25 protein-coding genes are annotated in these 21074 nt (G+C 63.5%); 13 read left to right on the top strand and 12 right to left on the bottom strand.

Translation table 11 applies throughout. From position 1 onward, the window contains the following. The 5 genes from Q0T48_RS11415 to Q0T48_RS11395 all read left to right on the top strand — a co-directional run. Nucleotides 1-534, top strand: a 534-nt coding sequence (locus Q0T48_RS11415; protein ID WP_295956395.1) for a DMT family transporter, incomplete at its 5' end; no start/stop codon positions are given. A 29-nt stretch (nt 535-563) separates the two neighbouring features. After that, entirely contained in the window at nt 564-1433 is an 870-nt protein-coding gene (locus tag Q0T48_RS11410; RefSeq protein WP_295956393.1) for a sulfurtransferase, read from the top strand. A 31-nt stretch (nt 1434-1464) separates the two neighbouring features. After that, entirely contained in the window at nt 1465-1770 is a 306-nt protein-coding gene (locus Q0T48_RS11405; protein WP_295956391.1) for a hypothetical protein, read from the top strand. 2 nt (nt 1771-1772) lie between these two features. Then, a complete protein-coding gene (locus tag Q0T48_RS11400) occupies nt 1773-2735 on the top strand; it encodes a homoserine kinase (protein ID WP_295956389.1) in 963 nt (320 codons plus the stop codon). A gap of 13 nt (nt 2736-2748) precedes the next feature. Next, nucleotides 2749-3546: a BPSS1780 family membrane protein gene (locus Q0T48_RS11395; protein ID WP_295956387.1), complete on the top strand. Its 798-nt coding sequence runs from the start codon at nt 2749-2751 to the stop codon at nt 3544-3546. Nucleotides 3547-3586: 40 nt separating this feature from the next. On the opposite strand, the gene arsH is transcribed toward Q0T48_RS11395, so the two are convergent. The 6 genes from arsH to Q0T48_RS11365 form a co-directional block, all read right to left on the bottom strand. Beyond that, complete coding sequence (gene arsH / locus Q0T48_RS11390; protein WP_295956386.1) at nt 3587-4309, bottom strand: arsenical resistance protein ArsH; 723 nt, start codon at nt 4307-4309, stop codon at nt 3587-3589. Continuing rightward, nucleotides 4281-4706 (bottom strand): arsenate reductase (glutaredoxin), encoded by a 426-nt coding sequence (arsC, locus tag Q0T48_RS11385; protein ID WP_295956384.1) that lies wholly within the window; start codon nt 4704-4706, stop codon nt 4281-4283. Before arsC ends, arsH begins: the two co-directional genes overlap by 29 nt. Further along, entirely contained in the window at nt 4703-5395 is a 693-nt protein-coding gene (locus Q0T48_RS11380; protein ID WP_295956382.1) for an MIP/aquaporin family protein, read from the bottom strand. Before Q0T48_RS11380 ends, arsC begins: the two co-directional genes overlap by 4 nt. Beyond that, nucleotides 5382-5717, bottom strand: coding sequence for a helix-turn-helix domain-containing protein (locus tag Q0T48_RS11375; protein ID WP_295956381.1), 336 nt, complete (start codon nt 5715-5717; stop codon nt 5382-5384). The genes Q0T48_RS11380 and Q0T48_RS11375 overlap by 14 nt, the downstream gene beginning before the upstream one ends. Before the next feature lie 61 nt (nt 5718-5778). Next, on the bottom strand, nt 5779-6024 hold the full coding sequence (locus Q0T48_RS11370) for a hypothetical protein (protein WP_295956379.1): 246 nt from the start codon (nt 6022-6024) through the stop codon (nt 5779-5781). Nucleotides 6025-6092: 68 nt separating this feature from the next. Then, nucleotides 6093-8483: a UvrD-helicase domain-containing protein gene (locus tag Q0T48_RS11365; protein ID WP_295956377.1), complete on the bottom strand. Its 2391-nt coding sequence runs from the start codon at nt 8481-8483 to the stop codon at nt 6093-6095. A gap of 20 nt (nt 8484-8503) precedes the next feature. On the opposite strand from Q0T48_RS11365, the gene Q0T48_RS11360 reads away from it, so the two are divergent. Both Q0T48_RS11360 and Q0T48_RS11355 read left to right on the top strand, forming a co-directional pair. After that, nucleotides 8504-9169, top strand: coding sequence for a hypothetical protein (locus Q0T48_RS11360; RefSeq protein ID WP_295956376.1), 666 nt, complete (start codon nt 8504-8506; stop codon nt 9167-9169). Between the two features lie 43 nt (nt 9170-9212). Then, the gene (locus Q0T48_RS11355; RefSeq protein ID WP_295956374.1) at nt 9213-9872 is read left to right on the top strand and encodes a CBS domain-containing protein; all 660 of its coding nucleotides are present in this window, start codon (nt 9213-9215) and stop codon (nt 9870-9872) included. A gap of 60 nt (nt 9873-9932) precedes the next feature. Here Q0T48_RS11355 and Q0T48_RS11350 read toward each other — a convergent pair whose 3' ends face one another. Further along, complete coding sequence (locus Q0T48_RS11350) at nt 9933-11147, bottom strand: fatty acid desaturase (RefSeq protein WP_295956372.1); 1215 nt, start codon at nt 11145-11147, stop codon at nt 9933-9935. Nucleotides 11148-11270: 123 nt separating this feature from the next. Further along, nucleotides 11271-12542 (bottom strand): RsmB/NOP family class I SAM-dependent RNA methyltransferase, encoded by a 1272-nt coding sequence (locus Q0T48_RS11345; RefSeq protein ID WP_295956370.1) that lies wholly within the window; start codon nt 12540-12542, stop codon nt 11271-11273. Between the two features lie 54 nt (nt 12543-12596). Here Q0T48_RS11345 and Q0T48_RS11340 point away from each other — a divergent pair, with 54 nt between their 5' ends. Further along, nucleotides 12597-12854 (top strand): DUF1653 domain-containing protein, encoded by a 258-nt coding sequence (locus Q0T48_RS11340; protein WP_295956368.1) that lies wholly within the window; start codon nt 12597-12599, stop codon nt 12852-12854. Here Q0T48_RS11340 and Q0T48_RS11335 read toward each other — a convergent pair. Both Q0T48_RS11335 and Q0T48_RS11330 read right to left on the bottom strand, forming a co-directional pair. Next, nucleotides 12826-13938, bottom strand: coding sequence for an ATP-binding protein (locus tag Q0T48_RS11335; RefSeq protein WP_295956366.1), 1113 nt, complete (start codon nt 13936-13938; stop codon nt 12826-12828). The two genes, Q0T48_RS11340 and Q0T48_RS11335, sit on opposite strands and share 29 nt — an antisense overlap. Next, a complete protein-coding gene (locus Q0T48_RS11330) occupies nt 13926-14675 on the bottom strand; it encodes a response regulator transcription factor (protein ID WP_295956364.1) in 750 nt (249 codons plus the stop codon). The genes Q0T48_RS11335 and Q0T48_RS11330 overlap by 13 nt, the downstream gene beginning before the upstream one ends. Before the next feature lie 244 nt (nt 14676-14919). Between Q0T48_RS11330 and Q0T48_RS11325 the strand changes: the two genes are divergently transcribed. The 4 genes from Q0T48_RS11325 to Q0T48_RS11310 all read left to right on the top strand — a co-directional run bounded on the left by Q0T48_RS11325 (nt 14920) and on the right by Q0T48_RS11310 (nt 19190). Further along, complete coding sequence (locus Q0T48_RS11325; protein WP_295956362.1) at nt 14920-15786, top strand: EF-hand domain-containing protein; 867 nt, start codon at nt 14920-14922, stop codon at nt 15784-15786. Between the two features lie 112 nt (nt 15787-15898). Then, nucleotides 15899-16945 carry a LacI family DNA-binding transcriptional regulator gene (locus tag Q0T48_RS11320; protein WP_295956360.1) on the top strand — a complete coding sequence of 349 codons (1047 nt, stop codon included), beginning with the start codon at nt 15899-15901 and terminating at the stop codon, nt 16943-16945. A gap of 128 nt (nt 16946-17073) precedes the next feature. Continuing rightward, nucleotides 17074-18465, top strand: coding sequence for a glycoside hydrolase family 3 N-terminal domain-containing protein (locus tag Q0T48_RS11315; RefSeq protein ID WP_295956358.1), 1392 nt, complete (start codon nt 17074-17076; stop codon nt 18463-18465). After that, nucleotides 18462-19190 carry a tetratricopeptide repeat protein gene (locus Q0T48_RS11310; protein ID WP_295956355.1) on the top strand — a complete coding sequence of 243 codons (729 nt, stop codon included), beginning with the start codon at nt 18462-18464 and terminating at the stop codon, nt 19188-19190. The genes Q0T48_RS11315 and Q0T48_RS11310 overlap by 4 nt, the downstream gene beginning before the upstream one ends. Nucleotides 19191-19263: 73 nt before the next feature. Here the strand turns inward: Q0T48_RS11310 and purN are convergent, their stop codons facing one another. After that, a complete protein-coding gene (gene purN / locus Q0T48_RS11305) occupies nt 19264-19857 on the bottom strand; it encodes a phosphoribosylglycinamide formyltransferase (protein ID WP_295956353.1) in 594 nt (197 codons plus the stop codon). Here purN and Q0T48_RS11300 point away from each other — a divergent pair. Then, entirely contained in the window at nt 19847-20521 is a 675-nt protein-coding gene (locus Q0T48_RS11300) for a YceH family protein (RefSeq protein WP_295956350.1), read from the top strand. The genes purN and Q0T48_RS11300 overlap by 11 nt on opposite strands. Here Q0T48_RS11300 and Q0T48_RS11295 read toward each other — a convergent pair. Further along, nucleotides 20513-21070 carry an HNH endonuclease gene (locus tag Q0T48_RS11295; RefSeq protein WP_295956348.1) on the bottom strand — a complete coding sequence of 186 codons (558 nt, stop codon included), beginning with the start codon at nt 21068-21070 and terminating at the stop codon, nt 20513-20515. The two genes, Q0T48_RS11300 and Q0T48_RS11295, sit on opposite strands and share 9 nt — an antisense overlap. Between the last annotated feature and the right edge of the window lie 4 nt (nt 21071-21074).

Below are 21074 nucleotides of genomic sequence, written 5' to 3'. Positions count from 1 at the left end.
CCCCTGATGGCCACGGTGCTGGCCAGTTTTGCCGGTGTGGTGTTGATGTTGCGCCCGACCCTGGACCAGAACCAACTCTTTGCCGGACTGGTCGGCCTGCTTTCCGGCATGGGGGCGGCGCTCGCTTACTTGCAGGTCACGGCTCTGGGCAAGGCGGGCGAACCAGAAGGCCGCACCGTGTTTTATTTCTCGGTCGGCACAGCGACCGTCGGGTTGACTGGCATTGCGTTCACGGGCCTGACACCCTGGTCGGCCGCGAGTTGGCAAGCCACCGCCTGGCTGGTGCCGATTGGCGTGCTGGCGTCGCTGGGCCAGTGGTGCATGACACGCGCTTACAGCCGGGGCTCAACCCTGCTGGTCGCCAATCTGCAGTACTCCGGCATTGTGTTTGCCGCCATCTACAGCCTGCTGCTGTTTGGCGACCAGATTGCGCTGCTGGGCTGGGCCGGCATGGGCCTGATTGTGGCCAGCGGTCTGGCCGCCACCGTGCTGCGTTCGCGCGCCATTCCCAACACCCCGGCCGAAGAACACTGAACCTACAACTATTGAAGGAACCCCGTCTGATGTACACCACCCTGATCTCCGCCCCGCAACTCCATGCCCTGCAGTTGAGCGGCCAGCCGCTGATGGTGTTTGACTGCAGTTTTGAGCTGATGGAGCCCGGTGCCGGCGACCGGCAGTACCAGCAAGCGCACATCCCCGGTGCCGTCCGCGCCGACCTGGACCGGCACTTGAGCGCCGCCAAAACAGCAACGGACGCCGCCTCCGGTGGCCGTCACCCGCTGCCCTCACGGGACACCTTGGCCGCCTGGCTTTCCCGCATCGGCTTTACCAACGCCATGCAAGCCGTGGTGTACGACCGCCAGGGCGCCAACTATTGCGGCCGCCTGTGGTGGATGCTGAAATGGGCCGGCCATGAAAACGTCGCCGTGCTGGATGGCGGTTGGCAGGCCTGGCAGGCCCACGGGGGCGAAACACAGAGCGGTCAAATAGACGCCAACGCCCCAGCTTCAGCATCAAATTACCTTCTAGCCCCCGCTGAATATGCATTGATAGCTACTGAAACAATAGCAACCAAACTCGGGCGGCCGACGCAGAACCTGATTGACGCGCGGGGCGCCCCTCGCTTCAAGGGCGAGGTGGAGCCACTGGACCCGGTGGCGGGCCACATCCCCGGCGCGCTCAACCGCCCGTTCAGCCAAAACCTGGAGCCAGACGGCAAATTCAAGCCCGCCGCGCAGCTGCGCGCCGAGTTCACCGCGCTGCTGGGCAGCAGCGACCCGGCCAGCGTGGTGCACCACTGCGGCAGCGGTGTCAGCGCCAACCCCAACCTGATCGCCATGGAAATAGCCGGTCTGGGCCGCACCGGCCTGTACGCCGGGAGCTGGAGCGACTGGTGCAGCGATCCCACACGACCGTTCGCGCAAGGCTAGGCACAAGGGTAAGCACTCTACAATGAAAGCTATGCGCGCCTACCACATCCTCCCCCTTTTCCTGCTCGGTCTATCCCCTGTATCCCTTACATGGGCCGCCACCCCTGCGGTACCGATCGACCAGCGCATCCAGCACATCGAAGTGCAGGACGCGGATGTGCGCATCAACGAGCTGCGCGTGGGCGGCGAGACGCAAACCATCACCGTCAAACCCACCAACGGCCTACCGGCCTACGAGGTGATTCCGGCCAACGGCGCGCGCAACCGCACCATCGACGGGCGCGACGGCGGCCAGGGCAGCGTGGGCTCGCGGGTCTGGAAACTGTTCAACTTCTAAGCATGGCGGTTTATACAAAAGTCTCTTTGAAAGAGGCCAAAGCGCTGGTGCGCCAGCTGGATTTGGGCGATGTGAGTGCACTGCGCGGCATCCAGGGCGGTATCGAGAACACCAACTACTTTGCCACCACCGACAGCGGCGAGTTCGTGCTCACCCTGTTCGAGCGCCTTAGCTTCGAGCAGTTGCCCTACTACCTGCATCTGATGAAGCACCTGGCCCAGCGGGGCATTCCGGTACCCAACCCAGTGGGCAACAAGGCGGGCAACATCCTGCATACCGTCAAAAAGAAGCCCGCCTCGGTGGTCACCAAGCTGCGCGGCAAAAGCGAGCTGGCCCCTGGTGTGCTGCACTGCGCCGCCGTGGGCGACATGCTGGCGCGCATGCACCTGGCCGGGCGTGACTTCGCCATGGACCAACCCAATCTGCGCGGCCTGGCCTGGTGGAACGAAACCGCCCCGGTGGTCATGCCGCACCTGGAACCCGCCCAGGCCCAGTTGCTGCAAAGCGAGCTGGCCTACCAGAACCACATTGCCGAATCCAGCGCCTACGCCGCGCTGCCGCAAGGGGCCATCCACGCCGACCTGTTTCGCGACAACGTGATGTTCGATACGGTAAACGGTGTGCCCCAGCTCAGCGGTTTTTTCGACTTTTACTTTGCGGGCACCGATGCCTGGCTGTTCGACATCGCCGTGTGCCTGAACGATTGGTGCGTGGATCTGCCCACCGGTGCCCACGACGCGGCCCGCTGCGATGCCTTCCTGGCCGCCTACCAGGCCGTGCGGCCCCTGGCCGCCGCCGAGCGCCAGTTGCTGCCCGCCCTGCTACGCGCCGGGGCCCTGCGCTTCTGGATCTCGCGCCTGTGGGACTTCCATTTGCCGCGCGAAGCCGCGCTGCTGCAGGCCCACGACCCCTCCCACTTCGAACGCGTGCTGCGCCAGCGCGTGGCCCATCCGGTCACCCTCTGAGCCCCTCTACTCCATGAAACTCCAAATCGTCCCCGCGCGCACAGGCACCCTGTGGGTGCGGCTGGGCATCCAGACCTTCTTCAAACAACCGCTGGCGCTGGCCGGGTTGTTCTTCATGTGCATGGCCGCAATCAGCATCATCAGCCTGGTGCCGATTCTGGGCAGCATCGCCGCCATGGTGTTTTTGCCCACCATGGCGCTGGCCCTGATGGCCGCCACGCTGGAGGCCACCAAGGGCAAATTCCCCACCCCCAGCATCGTGCTCAGCGCCCTGCGCGCCGGGCAGCAGGGCATCCGCCCGATGCTGGTGCTGGGTGCCCTGTACGCGGTAGGTTTCATGGTGGTGTTGGGTATCTCGGCCCTGGTGGATGGCGGCGAATTTGCCCGCGTCTTTCTGGGTAGCCACGTAGCCGAAGAAGCCAGCGACGAACCCCTGCGGCTGCAGGCAGGCATGCTGGCCTTCATGGTCTTACACCTGCCGCTGTCGCTGGCCTTCTGGCATGCGCCTGCGCTGGTGCACTGGCACGGCATCAGCCCGGGCAAAAGCCTGTTTTTCAGCCTGGTGGCCTGCTGGCGCAACAAGGGTGCCTACGTGGTGTTCGGCCTCACCTGGTTCGGCGTGCTGCTGGCCGTGGGCATGGTGGTGCAGTTGCTGGCCGTGCTGCTGGACCAGCCCGCTTTTCTGGGCGTGGGCGCATTCGTCATCACGCTGCTGACCACCTGCATGTTCCTGACCTCCATCTACTTCAGCTTCCGCGACAGCTTTGCGGCAGACGAGGTGGAAGAAAAAACCCCAGACGCTATTGAATAAATAGCTACTTGCGCAGGTGCAATATGCGTTAGAGTGTGTTTTAGATACTTTTTTGGTTAACGCGTTGTGACAGGGCTTCGGCGCTCTCTTTGCGTTCGCTGTAGCGGTCTACCAAGTAGGCCGATGCATCCCGGGTCAACAGGGTGAACTTCAGCAGTTCCTCCATCACGTCCACCACCCGATCAAAATAGGCCGACGGTTGCATCCGCCCGGCCGCGTTAAATTCCAGAAACGCCTTGGCCACCGACGACTGGTTGGGGATGGTCAGCATGCGCATCCAGCGGCCCAGCACGCGCAACTGGTTCACGGCATTGAACGACTGCGAACCGCCGCTGACCTGCATCACCGCCAGCGTCTTGCCCTGGGTGGGCCGCATGGCCCCCTGGGCGAGCGGAATCCAGTCGATCTGGGTCTTCATCACCCCGGTCATCGCGCCGTGCCGCTCGGGCGATGTCCAGACCATGCCCTCGGCCCACTGCGCCAGGGCGCGCAGTTCCTGCACCTTGGGGTGCGATTCGGGCGCGCCGTCGGCCAGCGGCAGGCCGTGCGGGTCGAAGGTGCGGGTTTCGGCGCCCATGCCGGTCAGCAGCCGGGCCGCCTCCTCGCTCAGCAGGCGGCTGAACGAGCGTTCACGCAGCGAGCCGTACAGCAGCAGGATGCGCGGCGGGTGGGTGCTAGGCGGCGCGCTGTGCAGGGCGGCCTGGGTCGGCACCTGGAACAACGCCGGGTCGATATTACTTAGCAAGGCGTTCCCCCTGGGCATTGACGACCGGCTCGCCGTCTTCCTTGGCAAACGCGCCCTGCTGGGGCGATGGCAGGATGTCCAGCACCGCCTCGGACGGGCGGCACAGCCGGGCCCCCAGCGGGGTGGTGACGATGGGGCGCTCCAGCAGGATGGGGTGGGCCAGGATGGCATCGATCAAAGCACCGTCGCTGAGCTCGGGGTTACCCAGTCCCAGCTCTTCATACGGCGTGCCTTTCTTGCGCAGCACAGCGCGGACCGGCAGGCCCAGCTGGGCGAGCAAGGCCAGCAATTGGTCACGGTCGGGCGGGGTTTTGAGGTACTCGACCACGGTGGGCTCAATGCCCGCATTGCGGATCAAAGCCAGCACGTTGCGCGAAGTGCCGCAGGACGGGTTGTGAAAGATGGTGGTCGTCATGGCGTGCTTTCTAAGGAGGGGGTGGTTTCAAACAAGCGGGCCAGCCCCAGACCAACCAGCGCGCCTGCGCACTGCGCCAGCACAAAGCCGGGCGCACTGGCCGGGGCGATACCCGCAAAACTGTCGCTCAGCATGCGGCCCAGCACGGCGGCGGGGTTGGCAAAACTGGTGCTGGCCGTGCACCAGTAGGCCGCGCCGATGTAGCAGGCCACCAACACGCTGGCCTTGCCCGCCGGGGCGCGCAGGATGACCAGCACCAGCCCGGCTGTGGCCACCGCCTCGGCGATCCACTGGCCGCTGCCCGTCCGCAGTTGGGCGCTGGTTTGCAGGATGGGCAGGCCGAACATGGCGTGTGCCAGCCAGGCACCGAGTACCGCACCCAGCAGCTGGAATACTATAAAAAACAGAGCTACCTGTGCAGGTCTTGTATGCGCTAGCTGCCCTTTTGACCATGCAACTAGCGTGACCAGCGGGTTGAAGTGCGCGCCGCTCACGGGGCCTAGCATTTCAATCAAGACGTACAAAGCCCATACGGTCACCAGCGTGTTGGCCAGCAGCGCCACGGCCGGGTTGCCACCCGCCAGGCGCTCGGCCATCACGCCCGAGCCAATCACCGCACACAGTAGCCCGGCCGTGCCCAGGCATTCGGCCAACAGCTGCTGAAAAATCCGGGGTTTAGCAGACGGCACAGACGGCCTCCACCGCGCAGGCTTCGCCCTGGCAACAGTGCTCGGTCAGGTAGCCCAGCAGCGCGTTCATCTGGTCGAAGTTGGCGCGGTAGATCAGGTTGCGGCCACGCGGCTCGCTGCTGACCATGCCGGCATGGGCCAGCTCCTTGAGGTGGAACGACAGCGCGCTGGGGGCCACGCCCAGCCGCTCGGCCATCGTGCCCGGGGTCAGACCCTTGGCCCCGGCCACCACCAGCGCCCGGAACGCACGCAAGCGCTGCACCTGGGCCAGGGCCAGCAGGGAACGGACGGCGGCAGGTTCTTCCAGCGGAATTGTTTTCATATTTCAATGATAGTTGAAATGTTGAGGTAAAAAAAGCCGCCCCAGCGGCTGCCACCAGGTTTCACATGCCCATCTGCAAAAACGCCACCGGGTCGCGCGCAATGCGCAGGCCTTGCTCCCGCGCATGGGCCAGGGCGTTGTCTTCCGACACAAACGGGTTGTCGAAGCTGAATACGCGCTGGCTGGGGATGGGCATGCCGTAGTGCTGCGCAATGCCGACCCGCGCCAACCAGGTGCCGTCAATCATGGGCTTGGCAAACAGCGAGACGACACAGTCGCCGACGTGGAATTCTTTCAGGTCTGTCATGGCGGGCTCCTTGGGGGTTGGTGCCCGCCATGCTGCGCGCCTTGTGTGACGCTATGAAGACAAGCGTTTCAGGGCACCGGAGTGAGTTTGGCTACGCTCAGCGCCAGCCACTTCACGCCGTGGCGCGGGAAGTTGATTTGCGCACGGGCATCGTCGCCGCTGCCTTCCAGCAGATTCACCTTGCCCTCGCCGAACTTGGTGTGAAACACCTGCATGCCCACGCGCAGGCCGTGGCTGGGGGCGGCTTTTTGCGGCGGTACGGGCGGACTGGCAAAGGGGGCATCTTCTTTATTAAATCGGCCTCCAGCGCTGTATCCACCTGCGCTACCAGCTATGGATTTAAAAGCATAGCCAGATCCATACGCCGAGGACTTGGAGGTGATCCATTTCAACGCCGATTCGGGCAGCTCGTCGAAGAAGCGGCTGCGCGGGTTGTAGCGGGTCTGGCCGTGCAGCAGGCGGCTTTGCGAAAAGCTGAGGTACAGGCGCTGGCGGGCGCGGGTGATGGCCACGTACATCAGGCGACGCTCTTCCTCCAGGCCCTGGCGGTCGCTGAGCGAGTTTTCGTGGGGAAACAGGCCTTCTTCCATGCCACCGACAAAGACGGCATCGAATTCCAGACCCTTGGAGGAATGGACCGTCATGAGCTGTACCGCGTCTTGCCCGGCCTTGGCCTGGTTGTCCCCGGCTTCCAGTGCCGCATGGGTCAGGAAGGCGGCCAAGGGCGACAAGGTTTCACCGCTGTCTTGGTCGATAAAGCCATCGGCAGCGGGTGCATTGGGGTCCAGACCCTGGCTGGCGGGGGATTGGCTAAGCTCGTCCAGCGGCAGGGCCACGGCATCGCGGCCAAATCCTTGCTGGGAGACGAAGCTTTCGGCGGCGTTGACCAACTCCTCCAAATTCTCCACCCGGTCTTCACCCTCGCGGTCGGCCTTGAAGTGGGCCAGCAAGCCGCTGTGGGCCAGCACCAGGTCGATGATTTCGCGCAAAGTGCGGCCTTCGGTCTGCTCACGCAGCACGTCCAGCTTGGCTACAAAGGCACCGAAGTTGGCCCCGGCTTTACCGGGGATGATGCTGACGGCATCGTGCAGGGAGCAGCCGCTGGCACGGGCAGCATCTTGCAAAATCTCCAGGCTGCGCGCGCCGATACCACGCGGCGGGAAGTTGACCACGCGCAGAAAACTGGTGTCGTCGTTGGCGTTTTCCAGCAGGCGCAGGTAGGCCAGCGCGTGCTTGATTTCGGCCCGTTCAAAAAAGCGCAGGCCACCGAACACGCGGTAAGGGATGGCGGCGTTGAACAGTGCGGTTTCGATCACCCGGCTTTGGGCGTTGCTGCGGTACAGCACGGCGATTTCCTGGCGCGACATGCCGTCGCGCACCAGCTGCTTGACCTCGTCCACGATCCACTGGGCTTCGTCCAGATCGCGCGGGTTCTCCACCACCCGCACCGGCTCGCCGGGGCCTTGGGTGGTACGCAGGTCTTTGCCCAGGCGATTGCTGTTGTGGCTGATGAGCCGGTTGGCCGAGTCCAGGATGTTGCTGAAGCTGCGGTAGTTTTGCTCGAGCTTGATCTGCTGGGTCACGCCAAATTCACGTACAAAGTCGGCCATGTTGCCTACCCGCGCGCCGCGGAAGGCGTAGATGCTCTGGTCGTCGTCGCCCACCGCCAGCACGCTGCCGCCGGGCATGGCCATGCCTGCGGCCAGGTCCTTGGGGCCGTGGCCGCTGAGCATCTTGATCCAGGCGTACTGGAGCTTGTTGGTGTCCTGGAACTCGTCGATCAGGATGTGGCGAAAACGGCGCTGGTAGTGCTCGCGGATCGAGTCGTTGTCGCGCAGCAGCTCGTAGCTGCGCAGCATCAGCTCGCCAAAATCGACCACGCCTTCGCGCTGGCACTGCTCTTCGTACAGGGCGTAGATTTCGATTTTTTTGCGGGTTTGCGGGTCGTGGCTCTCCACCGCATCGGGGCGCAGGCCTTCTTCCTTGCAGTTGCCAATAAACCATTGGGTTTGCTTGGCAGGGTACTGTTGGTCGTCTATATTGAATTGCTTCATCAAGCGTTTGATGGCGCTGAGTTGGTCCTGGGTGTCTAGTATTTGGAAGCTCTGCGGCAAGTTCGCCAGCTTGTAGTGCGCACGCAGCAGGCGGTTGCACAGGCCGTGGAAGGTGCCAATCCACATGCCGCGCACGTTGATGGGCAGCATGGTGCCCAGGCGCAGCACCATCTCTTTGGCGGCCTTGTTGGTGAAGGTGACTGCCAGGATGCCGCCGGGGGTGACGCGCCCGGTTTGCAGCAGCCAGGCGATGCGGGTGGTGAGCACCCGGGTCTTGCCGGAACCGGCCCCGGCCAGAATCAGCGCGTGACCGGTGGGCAGGGTAACAGCCGCCAACTGCTCGGGGTTAAGGTTATGGAGGAGCGGCGCATTATCGGTGGGCAAGTTAGTATTTACTGAGAACATAGGCCGATTGTAGGAACCCCATGAAACGACCCCTCGCCCTTGCAGCCGCCGCCCTGCTGCTGGCGCTCCACCAGGCAGCCCTGGCCCAGGCATCCTGCTCCAGCGAAGGGCAGGCTGCGCCCACGGCTTTGCTGGAGCGCTTCATCAGTGCCGATTGCGAAGCCTGCTGGACCGATGCGCATGCCGCACTGCCCCGCCCCGGTGCAGTGGCCCTGGACTGGATCGTGCCGGGAGCAGGTGGCGACGATGCGCCCTTGTCGGCAGCAGCCCGCCAGGACGGGCTGGACCGCTTGCAAGCCATAGGACGGGCGATGGCCCCCACCACCCCGCTGCCCACCACACTTCTGCCATTGCGCGTGGCCCGTGGCCCGGCGCTGGGCGGCTACATCGGCACCTCCATCGCCTTGCAAGCCGCTACAGATGCCGTTTACGGCCCGCTCACCGCCTGGCTGGCGCTGGTGGAGACCATTCCGGCCGGAGCCGACGGCACGGCGATAGAACGCAATCTGGTGCGCAATACCTTGGTGCTGGACTGGAGTGCGCCCGGTGAACACGCAGAAATCCGCCCCTTGAGCGTTCCCGCAGGCGCCCAAGCCGCCCGCCTGCGGGTGATCGGCTGGGTGGAGGATGCCAGTGCGCGGGTGGTGGCGGTGGCGCAGTCGGTGTGTGTGCCCGCAGACGAATAATCCGCAATGTGGTACTTTGCACCAGCAGAGGAGGACTTGATCCATGTTTTCGGTTTATGGAATTACAGGGCGGGTGTTCACCGGCACGGTAGAGCAGTTGCGCCATATCGACAAGGTGAATGCCGTCGCACGGCTGCACCCCATCGAAGCGAACGATCTGGTGCTGGAGCCCGAGTTCTCCGTACCCACGTTTGAGGCCGAAACACACCATCCCAAAGCTCTTCTGCCCGCCACGGCTGTCGCCGCCTACACCCAGGTCAGCCAACCCGACACCCCGCGCCAGCCGCTGGACAAAGTGGGCTTGCTGATGACACAACCCGCAGTCACGGTGCGCACCAATGTGCCGCTATCCATAGCCGCCGTCTTGCTGGCCCGCCACCGTGTCGGCCAGGTGCCGGTACTGGACGCAAAAGGCCAATTGGTCGGGTTGCTGCTGCGGACCGACATCTACCCCACGCTGGAAAGCCCCAGTGCCACTGACTGGGCCGACCGCATGGCCCTGCCCGTGGCCAGCGTGATGTGGACACCGGTGGCCAGTGTCACCGCGGACACCGACATCCGCCGCGTCGCCCAGGTGCTGCTAGACACCCATCTGCCCGGCCTGCCGGTGGTGGACGACAACGGCACGCTCACAGGTTTTGTCTCGCGTACCGACATCCTGCGCTCCGTGGCCAACGACCCGCCCTTGGACGTGTGGGGCTGACCCAGACAGCAAAAAGCCCGCAGTAGCAGGCTTTTTGCTGTCTGGGAGCGGTGAACGCGATCAGGCGTGGGCGGCGCGCAACTTCATCGAGAAGTCTTGCAGGGCTTTGATGCCGCTGCTTTCGGCGCGGTGGCACCAGGCTTGCAGGTCGACCGTGAGCTGTTCACGCGACTGCGAGGTGTTGAGCCACATCTGGCGCAATTCTTCGCGCATCACCACCATCTTGTCGAGCACGGGGTGGGCGGCGCGGGCCTGGTCCAGGTGCGGTTGGGCAGCAGCGGGCACTTTTTCGGCATCGCGGTGCATCCAGCGCTTGGCGGCTTGCAGGGCCGACACATCACCTTGGCGGGCCTTGAGAGCTTCCAACTCGGCTTTGCAGGCCTGGCGCATTTCGCGGGCGAAACCGGCCATGACTTCATAGCGGTTGGTGATCAGCGCTTCCAATGTTTTTTCGTCGGCTACGGGCTTGATGACACCCAGTTGCAGCTTGGGCGGGGTCTTTTTAACCTTGGCCAGACCCACTTTTTCCAGGGCGCGGATGTAGACCCAGCCCATGTCGAACTCGTAAGGCTTGACCGAGAACTTGGCCGACGTAGGGTAGGTGTGGTGGTTGTTATGCAACTCTTCGCCACCGATCAGGATGCCCCAGGGCGAAATATTGGTGCTGGCATCGGGCGCTTCAAAGTTGCGGTAACCCCAATAGTGGCCGATACCGTTGATGATGCCGGCGGCGGTGACGGGAATCCAGATCATCTGCACGGCCCAGACCGACAGGCCTGCAATACCGAACATGGCCAGATTCAGAATCAGCATCAGGCCCACACCTTGCCAGCTGAAACGGGTGTACAGGTTGCGTTCGATCCAGTCGTTGGGGCAGCCATGGCTGAACTTGGCAATGGTTTCCAGGTTCTTGGATTCTTTACGGTACAGCTCGGCACCCGTCCAGAACACGGTTTTAATGCCGTGGGCGTGAGGGCTGTGCGGATCGTCCTTGGTTTCGCACTTGGCGTGGTGCTTGCGATGGATGGACACCCATTCTTTGGTGACCTGTCCGGTGCCCAGCCAAAGCCAGAAACGGAAAAAGTGGGCGGGAATGGCGTGCAGATCCATCGCCCGGTGCGCCTGGTGGCGGTGCAGGTAGATGGTGACACTGGCAATGGTGATGTGGGTGGTGACCAGCGTGTACAACACGATCTCCCACCACGACAGGTTCCACAAACCATTCGCAAGCCAGTCAACAGCTGCGTTCAACACAGCCCAATCGGGTAACAACATAAGGTAAAAGCCTCGGTTTCTAATAGGGCTAGCGGCTCAAAGTCTGCTGGCCAGCCTTCTATTGTATGCAGGAGCCCCAAAATATCCTAGGGCTCCGTCTCTACCCGCAGACACTGTGGGCGTTTATTTTTTCTGCCAGACCGCCGCAAAGAAGCCATCCGTGCCATGCCGGTGCGGCCACAAGCGCAAAAACTCGCCGCCACTGACCGGGCCGCTGCACAGGCTGGCCGCGTTCTCTACTTTTAAATGGGTCAGGATGTCGGCGGTTTCAAGGGGGGTGAAGTCAGGATTCGCCGCCGAGAACGCCAGGGCGATCTCTTCATTTTCCGCGGGCAGCACGCTGCAAGTGGCATACACCAAGCGGCCACCGGACTTGAGCAGGCGCGCAGCACTCTGCAAAATTGCGGTTTGCTTGACCACCAACTCTTCCACCGCCTTGGGGGTTTGCCGCCACTTCATGTCGGGGTTGCGGCGCAGGGTGCCCAGGCCGGAGCACGGGGCATCGACCAGCACGCGGTCGATCTTGCCGGTCAGGCGCTTGATGCGGTCGTCGCGCTCATGGGCGATGGCGGCAGGGTGCACGTTGGATAAGCCACTGCGCGCCAGCCGGGGCTTGAGCGCGTCCAGCCGGTGGCCCGAGGTGTCAAACGCATACAGGCGACCGGTGCTGCGCATACCCGCACCGATGGCCAGCGTTTTGCCACCGGCACCGGCGCAGAAGTCCACCACCATTTCGCCACGCTTGGCATCCAGCAGCAGGGCCAGCAGTTGCGAGCCTTCGTCTTGTACTTCGATGGCACCACGGGTGAAGGCATCAAGCTTGGTCAGCGCTGGCTTGTCGGTCAGGCGCAGGCCGTAGGGCGAGTAAGGGGTGGCTACCGATTTAATGCCGACCTTGGCCAGCTCTTTCTGCACGTCGTCGCGCTTGGCGTTCAGGGCGTTGACGCGCAAATCCAGGCCTGCGCCGTGGACCAGGCTGTCCACCAGCGGCCAGAATTCGTCTTTGAGCTGCTCTTTCAGCGGCTGCACCAGCCACTCGGGCAGGTTGTGGCGGTGCCGGTCCAGCAGGTCTTCGGTTTTGACCTGGTCGCAGTTTTCCAGCCAGGTTTTCTCCTGATCGGTCAGCGCGCCGTACAGAAAATCGCGTGGGCCGTGGAAGCCCAAAATGGCCAGCCGGCGCTGCTTGGAGCCGCTGCCGGAAGGAGAAAAGTGGTCAAACAGCAGTTTTTTGCGCAAAACCGTGTAAACGGTTTCGGCCAGGGTGGCGCGCTCGCGTGGGCCCAGCGACCGGTTGTCGCGGAAAAACCGCGAAACCACCGAGTCGGCAGGGTGTTCAAATTGGAGGGCTTGGCGTACGAGTTCAGAACACTCGTCGAGGAAATCTTTAGGATGCATAACCCCGATTGTCCCATGTGGGTCCCACGCCGCTTTTTTACCCCCGATATTTCCATGTCCGACCCCACCCTGCCCCCGCTCACCACCACCCCACCCGGCCGTTACCGCCACTACAAAGGCATGCTGTACGACGTGGTCGGCACGGTGCGGCACAGCGAAACGCTGGAGCCCATGACCCTGTACCGTGCCCTCTACGGTGAACACGGGCTGTGGGTGCGCCCGGCAGCAATGTTCGAAGAAGAGGTGGTGATAGCCGGCGTGCGCCAGCCGCGCTTTAGCCGCATCACGGGTGACGAGGCAAACGCAGCGTAGCCACCAGCCCGGCGCTGTCGCCGTTGCGCAATTGCAAACTGCCCCGGTGCTTACGGGCGATGTCATGGCTGATGGACAGGCCCAGGCCCACTCCGCCGTGGTGGCGGTTGCGCGAGGCCTCGACGCGGTAAAACGGAGCCAGCACCTGCTCCAGCTCGGATTCCGGCAAACCAGGGCCGGGATCAACGATCTCGATGCACACCTCCGCCGCCGCATCCTTCAACTGGATATGGGCCGACCCACCGTAGCGGATGGCGTTTTCCACCAGGTTGCTGATGCAGCGCCGCAAGGCCGAAGCCTGGGCCCGCACTGGATCAGCGGTACCGGTGATGCGCACCGTGTGCCCGCAGGCCAATTGGTCGTCGGCCATGCTTTGCACCAGCGACTGCAGGTCCAGCCGCACAAAGGGCTCCTCAATGGCCGCGCCGCGCAGGTAGTCCAACGTGGCGGTGATCATCGCGTCCATCTCGACCACATCGTTCTGAAATGCCCGTTTTTGCGCCGGATCGGCCAGGCCTTCAGCGCGCAGCCGCAGCCGCGTCAACGGGGTGCGCAGATCGTGCGATACCGCGGCCACGAAACGGTCACGCTCCCTGAGTTGCTGGCGGATTTGTGCCTGCATCTGGTTGAACACCTGGCTGGCCTCGCGGCACTCCAGCGGGCCGTCTTCGGCCAGCGGCGGGTGGTCGATGTCCTGGCCCAAGGCCTTAGCGGCGCGGGCCAGGCGGCGGATGGGTTCGGACAACCAGCGGGCCCCGATCCAGGCCGCCAGCACCAGAGCGCACAACCGCACGCCAATATCCAGCCACAGGCCCGGCATGGTCCAGATCGATATTTCGGGCGGATGCTGAGCATCTTCCATCGCCATCTCGGGCAGTTCCCAATCGAATGACAAAGCGGGCGGCTCCATCCCGCTGCCGCTCTGCATCGGCGGACGCAGTTCGGACATCATGGTCAGCGCCAGCACATGGCTGGCCAGCACCGCCACGCACAGCAGCAAGGCCAGACGGCCAAACAAAGTAGCAGGCAGCAGCCGCGCCAACAGCCTGCGCGTGGTGGCGAAAAACCGCTTCAGTGCGGCCATCCGGGCTGGCCCTGCACGGATTGGGCGGTGAACATGTAGCCCGAACCGCGCACGGTCTTGATCATCGACGGCATGTCGCTCGGCTGCGTGGTGTCGCTCAGCTTTTGCCGCAAGCGCGACACCAGCAGATCGATGCTGCGCTCGAACGCGTCCATGGAGCGGCCCCGCGCCTGCTCCATCAACTGGTCGCGGCTCAGCAGGCGGCGCGGTGCGGCCAAAAAGCTCGACAGCAGGCGAAATTCGGCGTTCGACAGCGGCACCACCAGGCCCGACGGCGCGGTCAGCCGCCGCTCGTGGCGGTGCAGGGCCCAGCCGTCGAAATACACCACATCGCTGCCCACTTCCTGCAGGATCCGGTCGTGCACCGACGCGGCGCGGCGCAGCACGGTGTGGATGCGGGCCACCAGCTCGCGCGGCTCAAAGGGCTTGCTCATGTAGTCGTCGGCCCCCATCTCCAGGCCTAGCACCCGGTCAAAGTGGCTGGTGCGGGCAGTCAGCATGATGATGGGAATTCCCGAACGCTGGCGCAGCTCGCGTGCCAGGCTCAGCCCGTCGATACCGGGCAGCATCACGTCCAGCACCACCAGGTCGATGGGCAAGGTCGCCAACTGCTGGCGCATGCTGGAGCCGTCACAGGCGGTGTGGGCACAAAACGCGAAGCCCGTCAGGTAATCGCGCAGCAGCGTGGTGATGCCTTCGTCGTCGTCCACGACCAAAATTTGCCGACAGGGGTTCATAAATTACTCATTTCGCCGAAAAGTGTAGGCAGGCAAAGGGCCCTTTAAGCGCAGAACTGGTGGCTCTTTACCTATCTTTTCTGGCACTCAAACCGGCCTTTGTACCAGCGCAGATACAAACCGGACAAGCCAGCTTTACCGGGCGACACAAGAATCAGACAGCAGATTTACGCAGCCTTGGCTTACATGGACTTGGGGCAGAGCACCCCAAGCCCTGCAAGTTATTTCACGTTAAAGGAACTCCATGGCCTCCATCAGTAGCCTCAGCAGCAACAACAGCAACGCCTGGGCCACCATGGCCGCCGAGCGCAAAGCCAAGCTGTTCGCCAAGACCGATACCGACGGCAACGGCGGCGTAGACAGCACCGAGCTGCAAACCCTGATGGACAAGGTCTCCGAGCGCACGGGTGTCACCAACCCCAGCACCGCTGCCGACCTGATGTCCAAGCTGGACAGCAATGGCGACGGCACGCTGGATGCCACGGAACTGCAAAAAGGTATCCCCAGCATTGTCCCCCTGCCCAGCACCATGGACTTCGCCCAGGCCCGCAGCACGGGGGGTACCGGCAGCGCTGACACCAGCAACGGCATTACCACCACGGTGACGACCACCGTCAGTGGCGACAGTGACGGTGACAGCGATGCCTTCGCCAGCCTGGACACCGATGGCAACGGCCAACTCAGCAAAGCCGAATTCGATGCCACCAAACCGCACGGCGCAGGCGGCCCACCCCCTACGGGTGCCGCCAGCAGCAGCGACAGCACCGTCTACGACCCGCTGGACACCAACAAAGACGGCATCGTCTCGGCTGCAGAAGCGGCTGCCGGTGCCGCCAACGGCACGACCAGCACCACCGACACTTTGCAGGCCCTGCTCAAGGCCATTGACACCGACAAGGACGGCACGCTCAGCAATACCGAAGCCGATGCTTTTGCGAAGCAGGTCAGCACTGCCATAGAGACGCTGCAAAAGTCGTCTGCTACCAACGCCAACGGCACCGACCGCATCGATATCAACCAACTGGCCCAGCAGGTGCTCAAGCAATACGCCGACATCGCCGCCGGGCAAAGCAGCCAAACCTCCGGCTCCACCGTCAGCGTTTCCGCATAAAATAGGCCTCTAGCGTATATTCCGTATACACAAGTAGCTATATTTACAATAGCACATCAGAATCCTGCATCGGCAGGCCTGGGGCGAGCGCTTGCAGCTACCATCCATCGCAATGACCGCGCTGCCTCCTCCCCCACCGTCCATCCCGCCGCCCGAACGCAAGCGCCGCGCCGCCAGCATCACCGTAAACGATGTAGCGCGCCTGGCCGGTCTGTCGGCCATGACGGTGTCGCGCGCCATCAACACCCCCGACCGGCTGCCGCCCGCCACGCTGGCCAAAGTGCGTGCCGCCATTGCCAGCACCGGCTACGTGCCCAACCTGCTGGCGGGTGGCCTGCGGTCTAACAAAAGCCGCCTGGTGGCGGCCCTGGTGCCGACCCTGGTCAGCCCGGTTTTCAACGAAACCGTGCAAGCCCTCACCGCCGCCCTGCGGCTGCAGGGCTACCAGCTGATGCTGGGGCAAACCGGCTATGCCGACCCGCTGGAAGATGAACTGCTGGGCGCCATCATTGGCCGCCGACCCGACGGCATCGTGCTGACCGCCGTGGTGCATTCGGCCGACGCGCGCCGCCGACTGCAGGCCTCGGGCATTCCGGTGGTTGAAACCTGGGACCTGACACCCGACCCCATCGACATGCTGGTCGGCTTTTCGCACAGCGCGGTAGCCGATGCGGTGTGCCGCTACCTGCACGGTCGGGGCCACCAGCGCCTGGCCGTCATGGGCGGCGACGACGAACGCGCCCAGCGCCGCAGCCAGGCCTTTGTGGCCACCGCCCTGGGCCTGGGCCTGCCCGAGCCGCTGGTGCATATCGTCCCCGCGCCCACCACACTGGGCAGCGGACGCACCGGCCTGCAGGCCTTGCTTGCGCGCAGCGCCGACTTTGACGCGGTGTTTTGCAGCTCCGACCTGCTGGCACTGGGCGTATTGACCGAAGCCCAGGCCCTGGGCATGGCCGTACCCGATCGCCTGGCGGTGGTGGGTTTTGGCGACCTGGCCTTTGCGCGGGACCTGCACCCCGCCCTGACCACTGTGCGCATCGACGGCACGCGCATCGGCACCGAAGCCGCCCGCTGCATCGTCGACCGGGTTGAAGGCCGCCCCGTGCCCGAGCGCATAGTGGACATCGGCTTCAGCATCATCGAACGCGCCAGCGTTTAACGCCGCCTTCCTAGGGATTTCACCGAGTGGTATTGAATTGACATCCAATTTGGTAACGTTAACAATATGAAATGTTAACGATACCAAACTCAAATCCACCCGGCTACAACCAACCCAAGGAAACGACCATGACCTCTCGCCCACCCCAGCGCTTTACGCTCAAGCCGGTCGCACTCGGCTCCAGCTTGCTGGCAACTGCCATTTTTGTGGCCGCCTGCGGCGGCAGCGACGGTGACGGCACCCTGCCCGTCAAGCAACCGACGCTGAACGCCCGCGCAAAGGCCATCCTGACCGTAGACGGCAAGCAGTTCAAAGACCTGAACGGCAACGGCAAACTCGACCCCTACGAAGATTGGCGCCTACCGGTCGACGACCGCATCAACGACCTGGTCGCCCAAATGAGCGACACGGAAAAGGTCGGCATGATGATGATCAACGACAACAACGCGGGCTGCGGCGGTGCCGTCACGCCCACGGCGATTGACTACATCAATACCCAGAAAATGACCCGCTTCATCCTGCGCTCGACCGCCGCGGGCGCAGCCGATCCCTGCGACGGCAGCGTCATACCGGGCCGAGGCGGATATACCGTCACCCCGCAGCAGCTGGCCGCCTACACCAACGCGGTGCAGGAAGTGGCCGAGAGCACCCGCCTCGGCATCCCGCTGGTCTTCAAGGACAACGCCCGCAACCATGTTGAAACCGATCCGCGCCAGGGCATTGGCGCCGGTGCTGGTGCCTTCACCCAGTTCCCGAAGGAAGCCGGCTTGGCCGCTGCTGCGCTGGGCGAGCAGTTTCTGAAAGAAGGCAAGGCAACTACCGGTGACATGTCCGTGGTCAAGACCTTCACCGAGGTCATGGGGTCGGAGTACAACGCCGTCGGCCTGCGCGCCATGTACGGCTACATGGCCGACCTGCTGACCGAGCCGCGCTGGTACCGTGCGCACGAGGTTTTCACCGAGGATGCCGACCTCAACGCCAACATCATGAAGTCGCTGGTCGAAGGCCTGCAGGGCAGCACGGTCAAGGACGGCACCTCGGTCAGTGCCGCCACCAAGGTCGCCCTGACCATGAAGCATTTCCCGGGCGGCGGGCCGCAAGAGCTAGGCATGGACCCCCACTATTCGTTCGGCAAGTACCAGCAGTACAGCGACAACTTCGTTTACCACATGAAGCCCTTTGTCGCAGGGATCAATGCGGGCGTGTCGGCAATCATGCCGTACTACGGCGTGCCGATGAGCGGGCGCGACGCGAACAAGAACCCGATTCCGCTGACCGCCGACGGCGTCACCTATCCGCTCACCGGCTTTGCGTTCTCGAAGTCCATCGTGACCGACCTGCTGCGCGGCAAGCTCGGCTTCAAGGGCTATGTCAACTCCGACACCGGCATCATCAATGACCGTGCCTGGGGCCTGGAAGACAAATCAGTTGCGGAGCGGGTGGCGGCTCTTCTTTGCAACCTGCCATCCCCCTTGTTCACACGGCTCGCACGACGATGCAAACACCGACTTCCGATATGACCCACTCCGCAACCCGTTGGACCACCGCACTGCTGCTGGCGGCGCTGATCGCCCTACCCTTCAGCGCGCAAGCGGGACTGAATGCAGGCCTGGCAGCTTACGACAAGGCCGAATACACCACGGCCCTGAAGGAACTGGCTTCACTGGCAGAAAAAGGCAACGCCCAAGCCCAGTACCGGCTAGGGAAAATTTTCAACCTGGGCCAAGGCGTACCGCCCGACAAAAAAGAGGCCGCCAAATGGTTCCACTTGGCCGCGCAACAAGGCTTAGCCGCAGCCCAGGGCGCTCTGGGCTACCTGTGCCTGGTGGGCGAAGGCGTGTCCCAAAACAGCGATCTGGCACTGGAATGGACGCGCAAGGCTGCCCAGCAGGGAGATGCCACAGCGCAGTTCAACCTGAGCGTGATGTACGGCGAACCCTTCGGCATCCAGAAGAATCCGGCCGAATCGCTGCAATGGCTGCGCAAGGCGGCAGACCAGCGACACATCGAGGCACTGAATGCCCTTGCTGCCTTCTATGCCAAAGGCAAGGATGGGGCCCCAAAGAACCCGGTTTTCGCCTACGCGCTGTTTGCTGCGTCCGCTGAGAAGGGCGACTCAACCGCCGCCGCCGAGCAAAAAGCCCTGGCGACGGGCATGTCCACCAAGGAACTCCAGGCGGGCAAGGCACTGGCTCGCAAGTGGACGCCTGGGACCCGCTTTGTCCACATCGCTGCGCACGCTTGATACACCGCACATCGCTCCAACACAAAATTTATAAAAAATCAGGCTCTAGCGCATACGTTATATACACCAGTAGCTACATTTTTAATAGCAAACCCGCAATTACACGCGGATACAGCAAATGCTCCTGGGTGAGCACCCGCGCGGCCAGCACCTGGGCGGTGTCGCCGGGCAGCACCGGCACCACGGCCTGGCCCAGGATGGGGCCGTGGTCCAGCTCGGCGGTCACCTGGTGCACGGTGGCTCCGGCGAAACAGCAGCCTGCATCCAGCGCCCGCTGGTAGGTATTCAAACCCGCAAAAGCCGGTAACAGCGAGGGGTGGATGTTGACCATCCGCCCCGCGTAGCGCTCTACAAAGCCCGGTGTCAGGATGCGCATGAAGCCCGCCAGCACCAGCAGCGCGGGTTCATAGCGGTCAATGACCTGCGCCAGTTGGGCATCGAAAGCCGAGCGCGGGTCGGGAGCATCGGCAAAGGACTTGTGCTCCACCACCTCGGCGGCCAGGCCTTGTGCGCGGGCCAGCTCCAGCCCCCCAGCAGCCGCCTTGTTGCTGACAACCGCCACCACTTTGGCACCGAAACGCCGCGCCCAGTCGTCGCGGATCGACGCGCGCACGATGGCCGCCATGTTGGAGCCGCCGCCAGAGATCAAAATAACAATGTTCTTCATACTGACTGGAATTATCCCTGTGACTACCCTCCTCTCGCCCATCGAAGCCCGCGTATTGGCCACCTTGATGGAAAAAGCCCGCACGGTGCCCGACAGCTACCCCCTATCCATGGTGGCACTGCTCAGCGGCTGCAACCAGAAAACCAGCCGCGAGCCGACCATGAACCTGACCGAGGCCGAAGTCGCCGAGGCCCTGGGCAGCTTGAAAGATTTAACCCTGGTGCGTGAATCCAGCGGCAGCCGGGTGACCCGCTTCGAGCACAACTTCCAGCGCGGCATCGGCGTGCCCGAGCAGTCCGCCGTGGTGCTGGGCCTGCTGATACTGCGCGGCCCGCAAACCGCAGGCGAGCTGCGCCTGAACACCGAGCGTTGGTACAAATTTGCCGACATTTCCTCGGTGGAGGGCTTTCTGGACGAAATGCTGGAGCGCAGCGAAGAAAAAGGCGGCCCGCTGGTGGTTAAGCTGCCGCGCAGTCCCGGCGAACGCGAGCAGCGCTGGGCGCACCTGCTGTGTGGCCCGGTGGATGCCAACGCCATGGGCACCAAAGCCCCCGAAGGCGGCAGCAGCACCCGGCTGGAAGCACGAATTGAATCGCTGGAAGAAGAAGTGGCCCAATTACGGGCCACGGTGCAGAAGCTGTGCTCCGAGCTGGGGCTAAATTAACAAGCGCGACGACTTGGGCACATGGGCGATCAGAAAATCCATCTGGTCGGCCAGGATGCGGCGGTTGCGCAAAATAAAGTCCTCCCACAGGCTGGGCACGTAGGGCGTGTACAGCAGCGGCATGTGCGCCTGCTCGGGCGTACGGTTGCTTTTGCGGTGGTTACAGGCGCGGCAGGCGGTGACCACGTTCATCCAGGTGTCCGCGCCCTTCTGGCCCAGCGGCTTGATGTGCTCGCGGGTCAGCTCGGTCTCCACAAAATGGTTGCCACAGTAGGCGCAGACATTGCGGTCGCGCACGAACAGCTTGGTGTTGGTGAGGCTGGGACGCAGGTCAAACGGGTTGATGTTGGGCACGCCGCGGGTGCCGATGATGCTGTTGACCGTGATGATGGACTGCTCGCCAGTGATGGCGTTGTGCCCGCCATGGAACACCGCCACTTGCGCGCCCATCTCCCAGCGCACCTCTTCGGCAGCGTAGTAGACAACGGCCTGCTCCAGCGATATCCACGACTGGGGCAGCCCTTGGGCTGAGAGCTTCAAGACCTTCAAAACA

This window comes from Rhodoferax sp., assembly GCF_025354435.1.
In the GTDB taxonomy this organism is placed as follows: Bacteria; Pseudomonadota; Gammaproteobacteria; order Burkholderiales; family Burkholderiaceae_C; genus Rhodoferax_B.
This window is presented reverse-complemented; position numbering and strand designations above follow the sequence as displayed.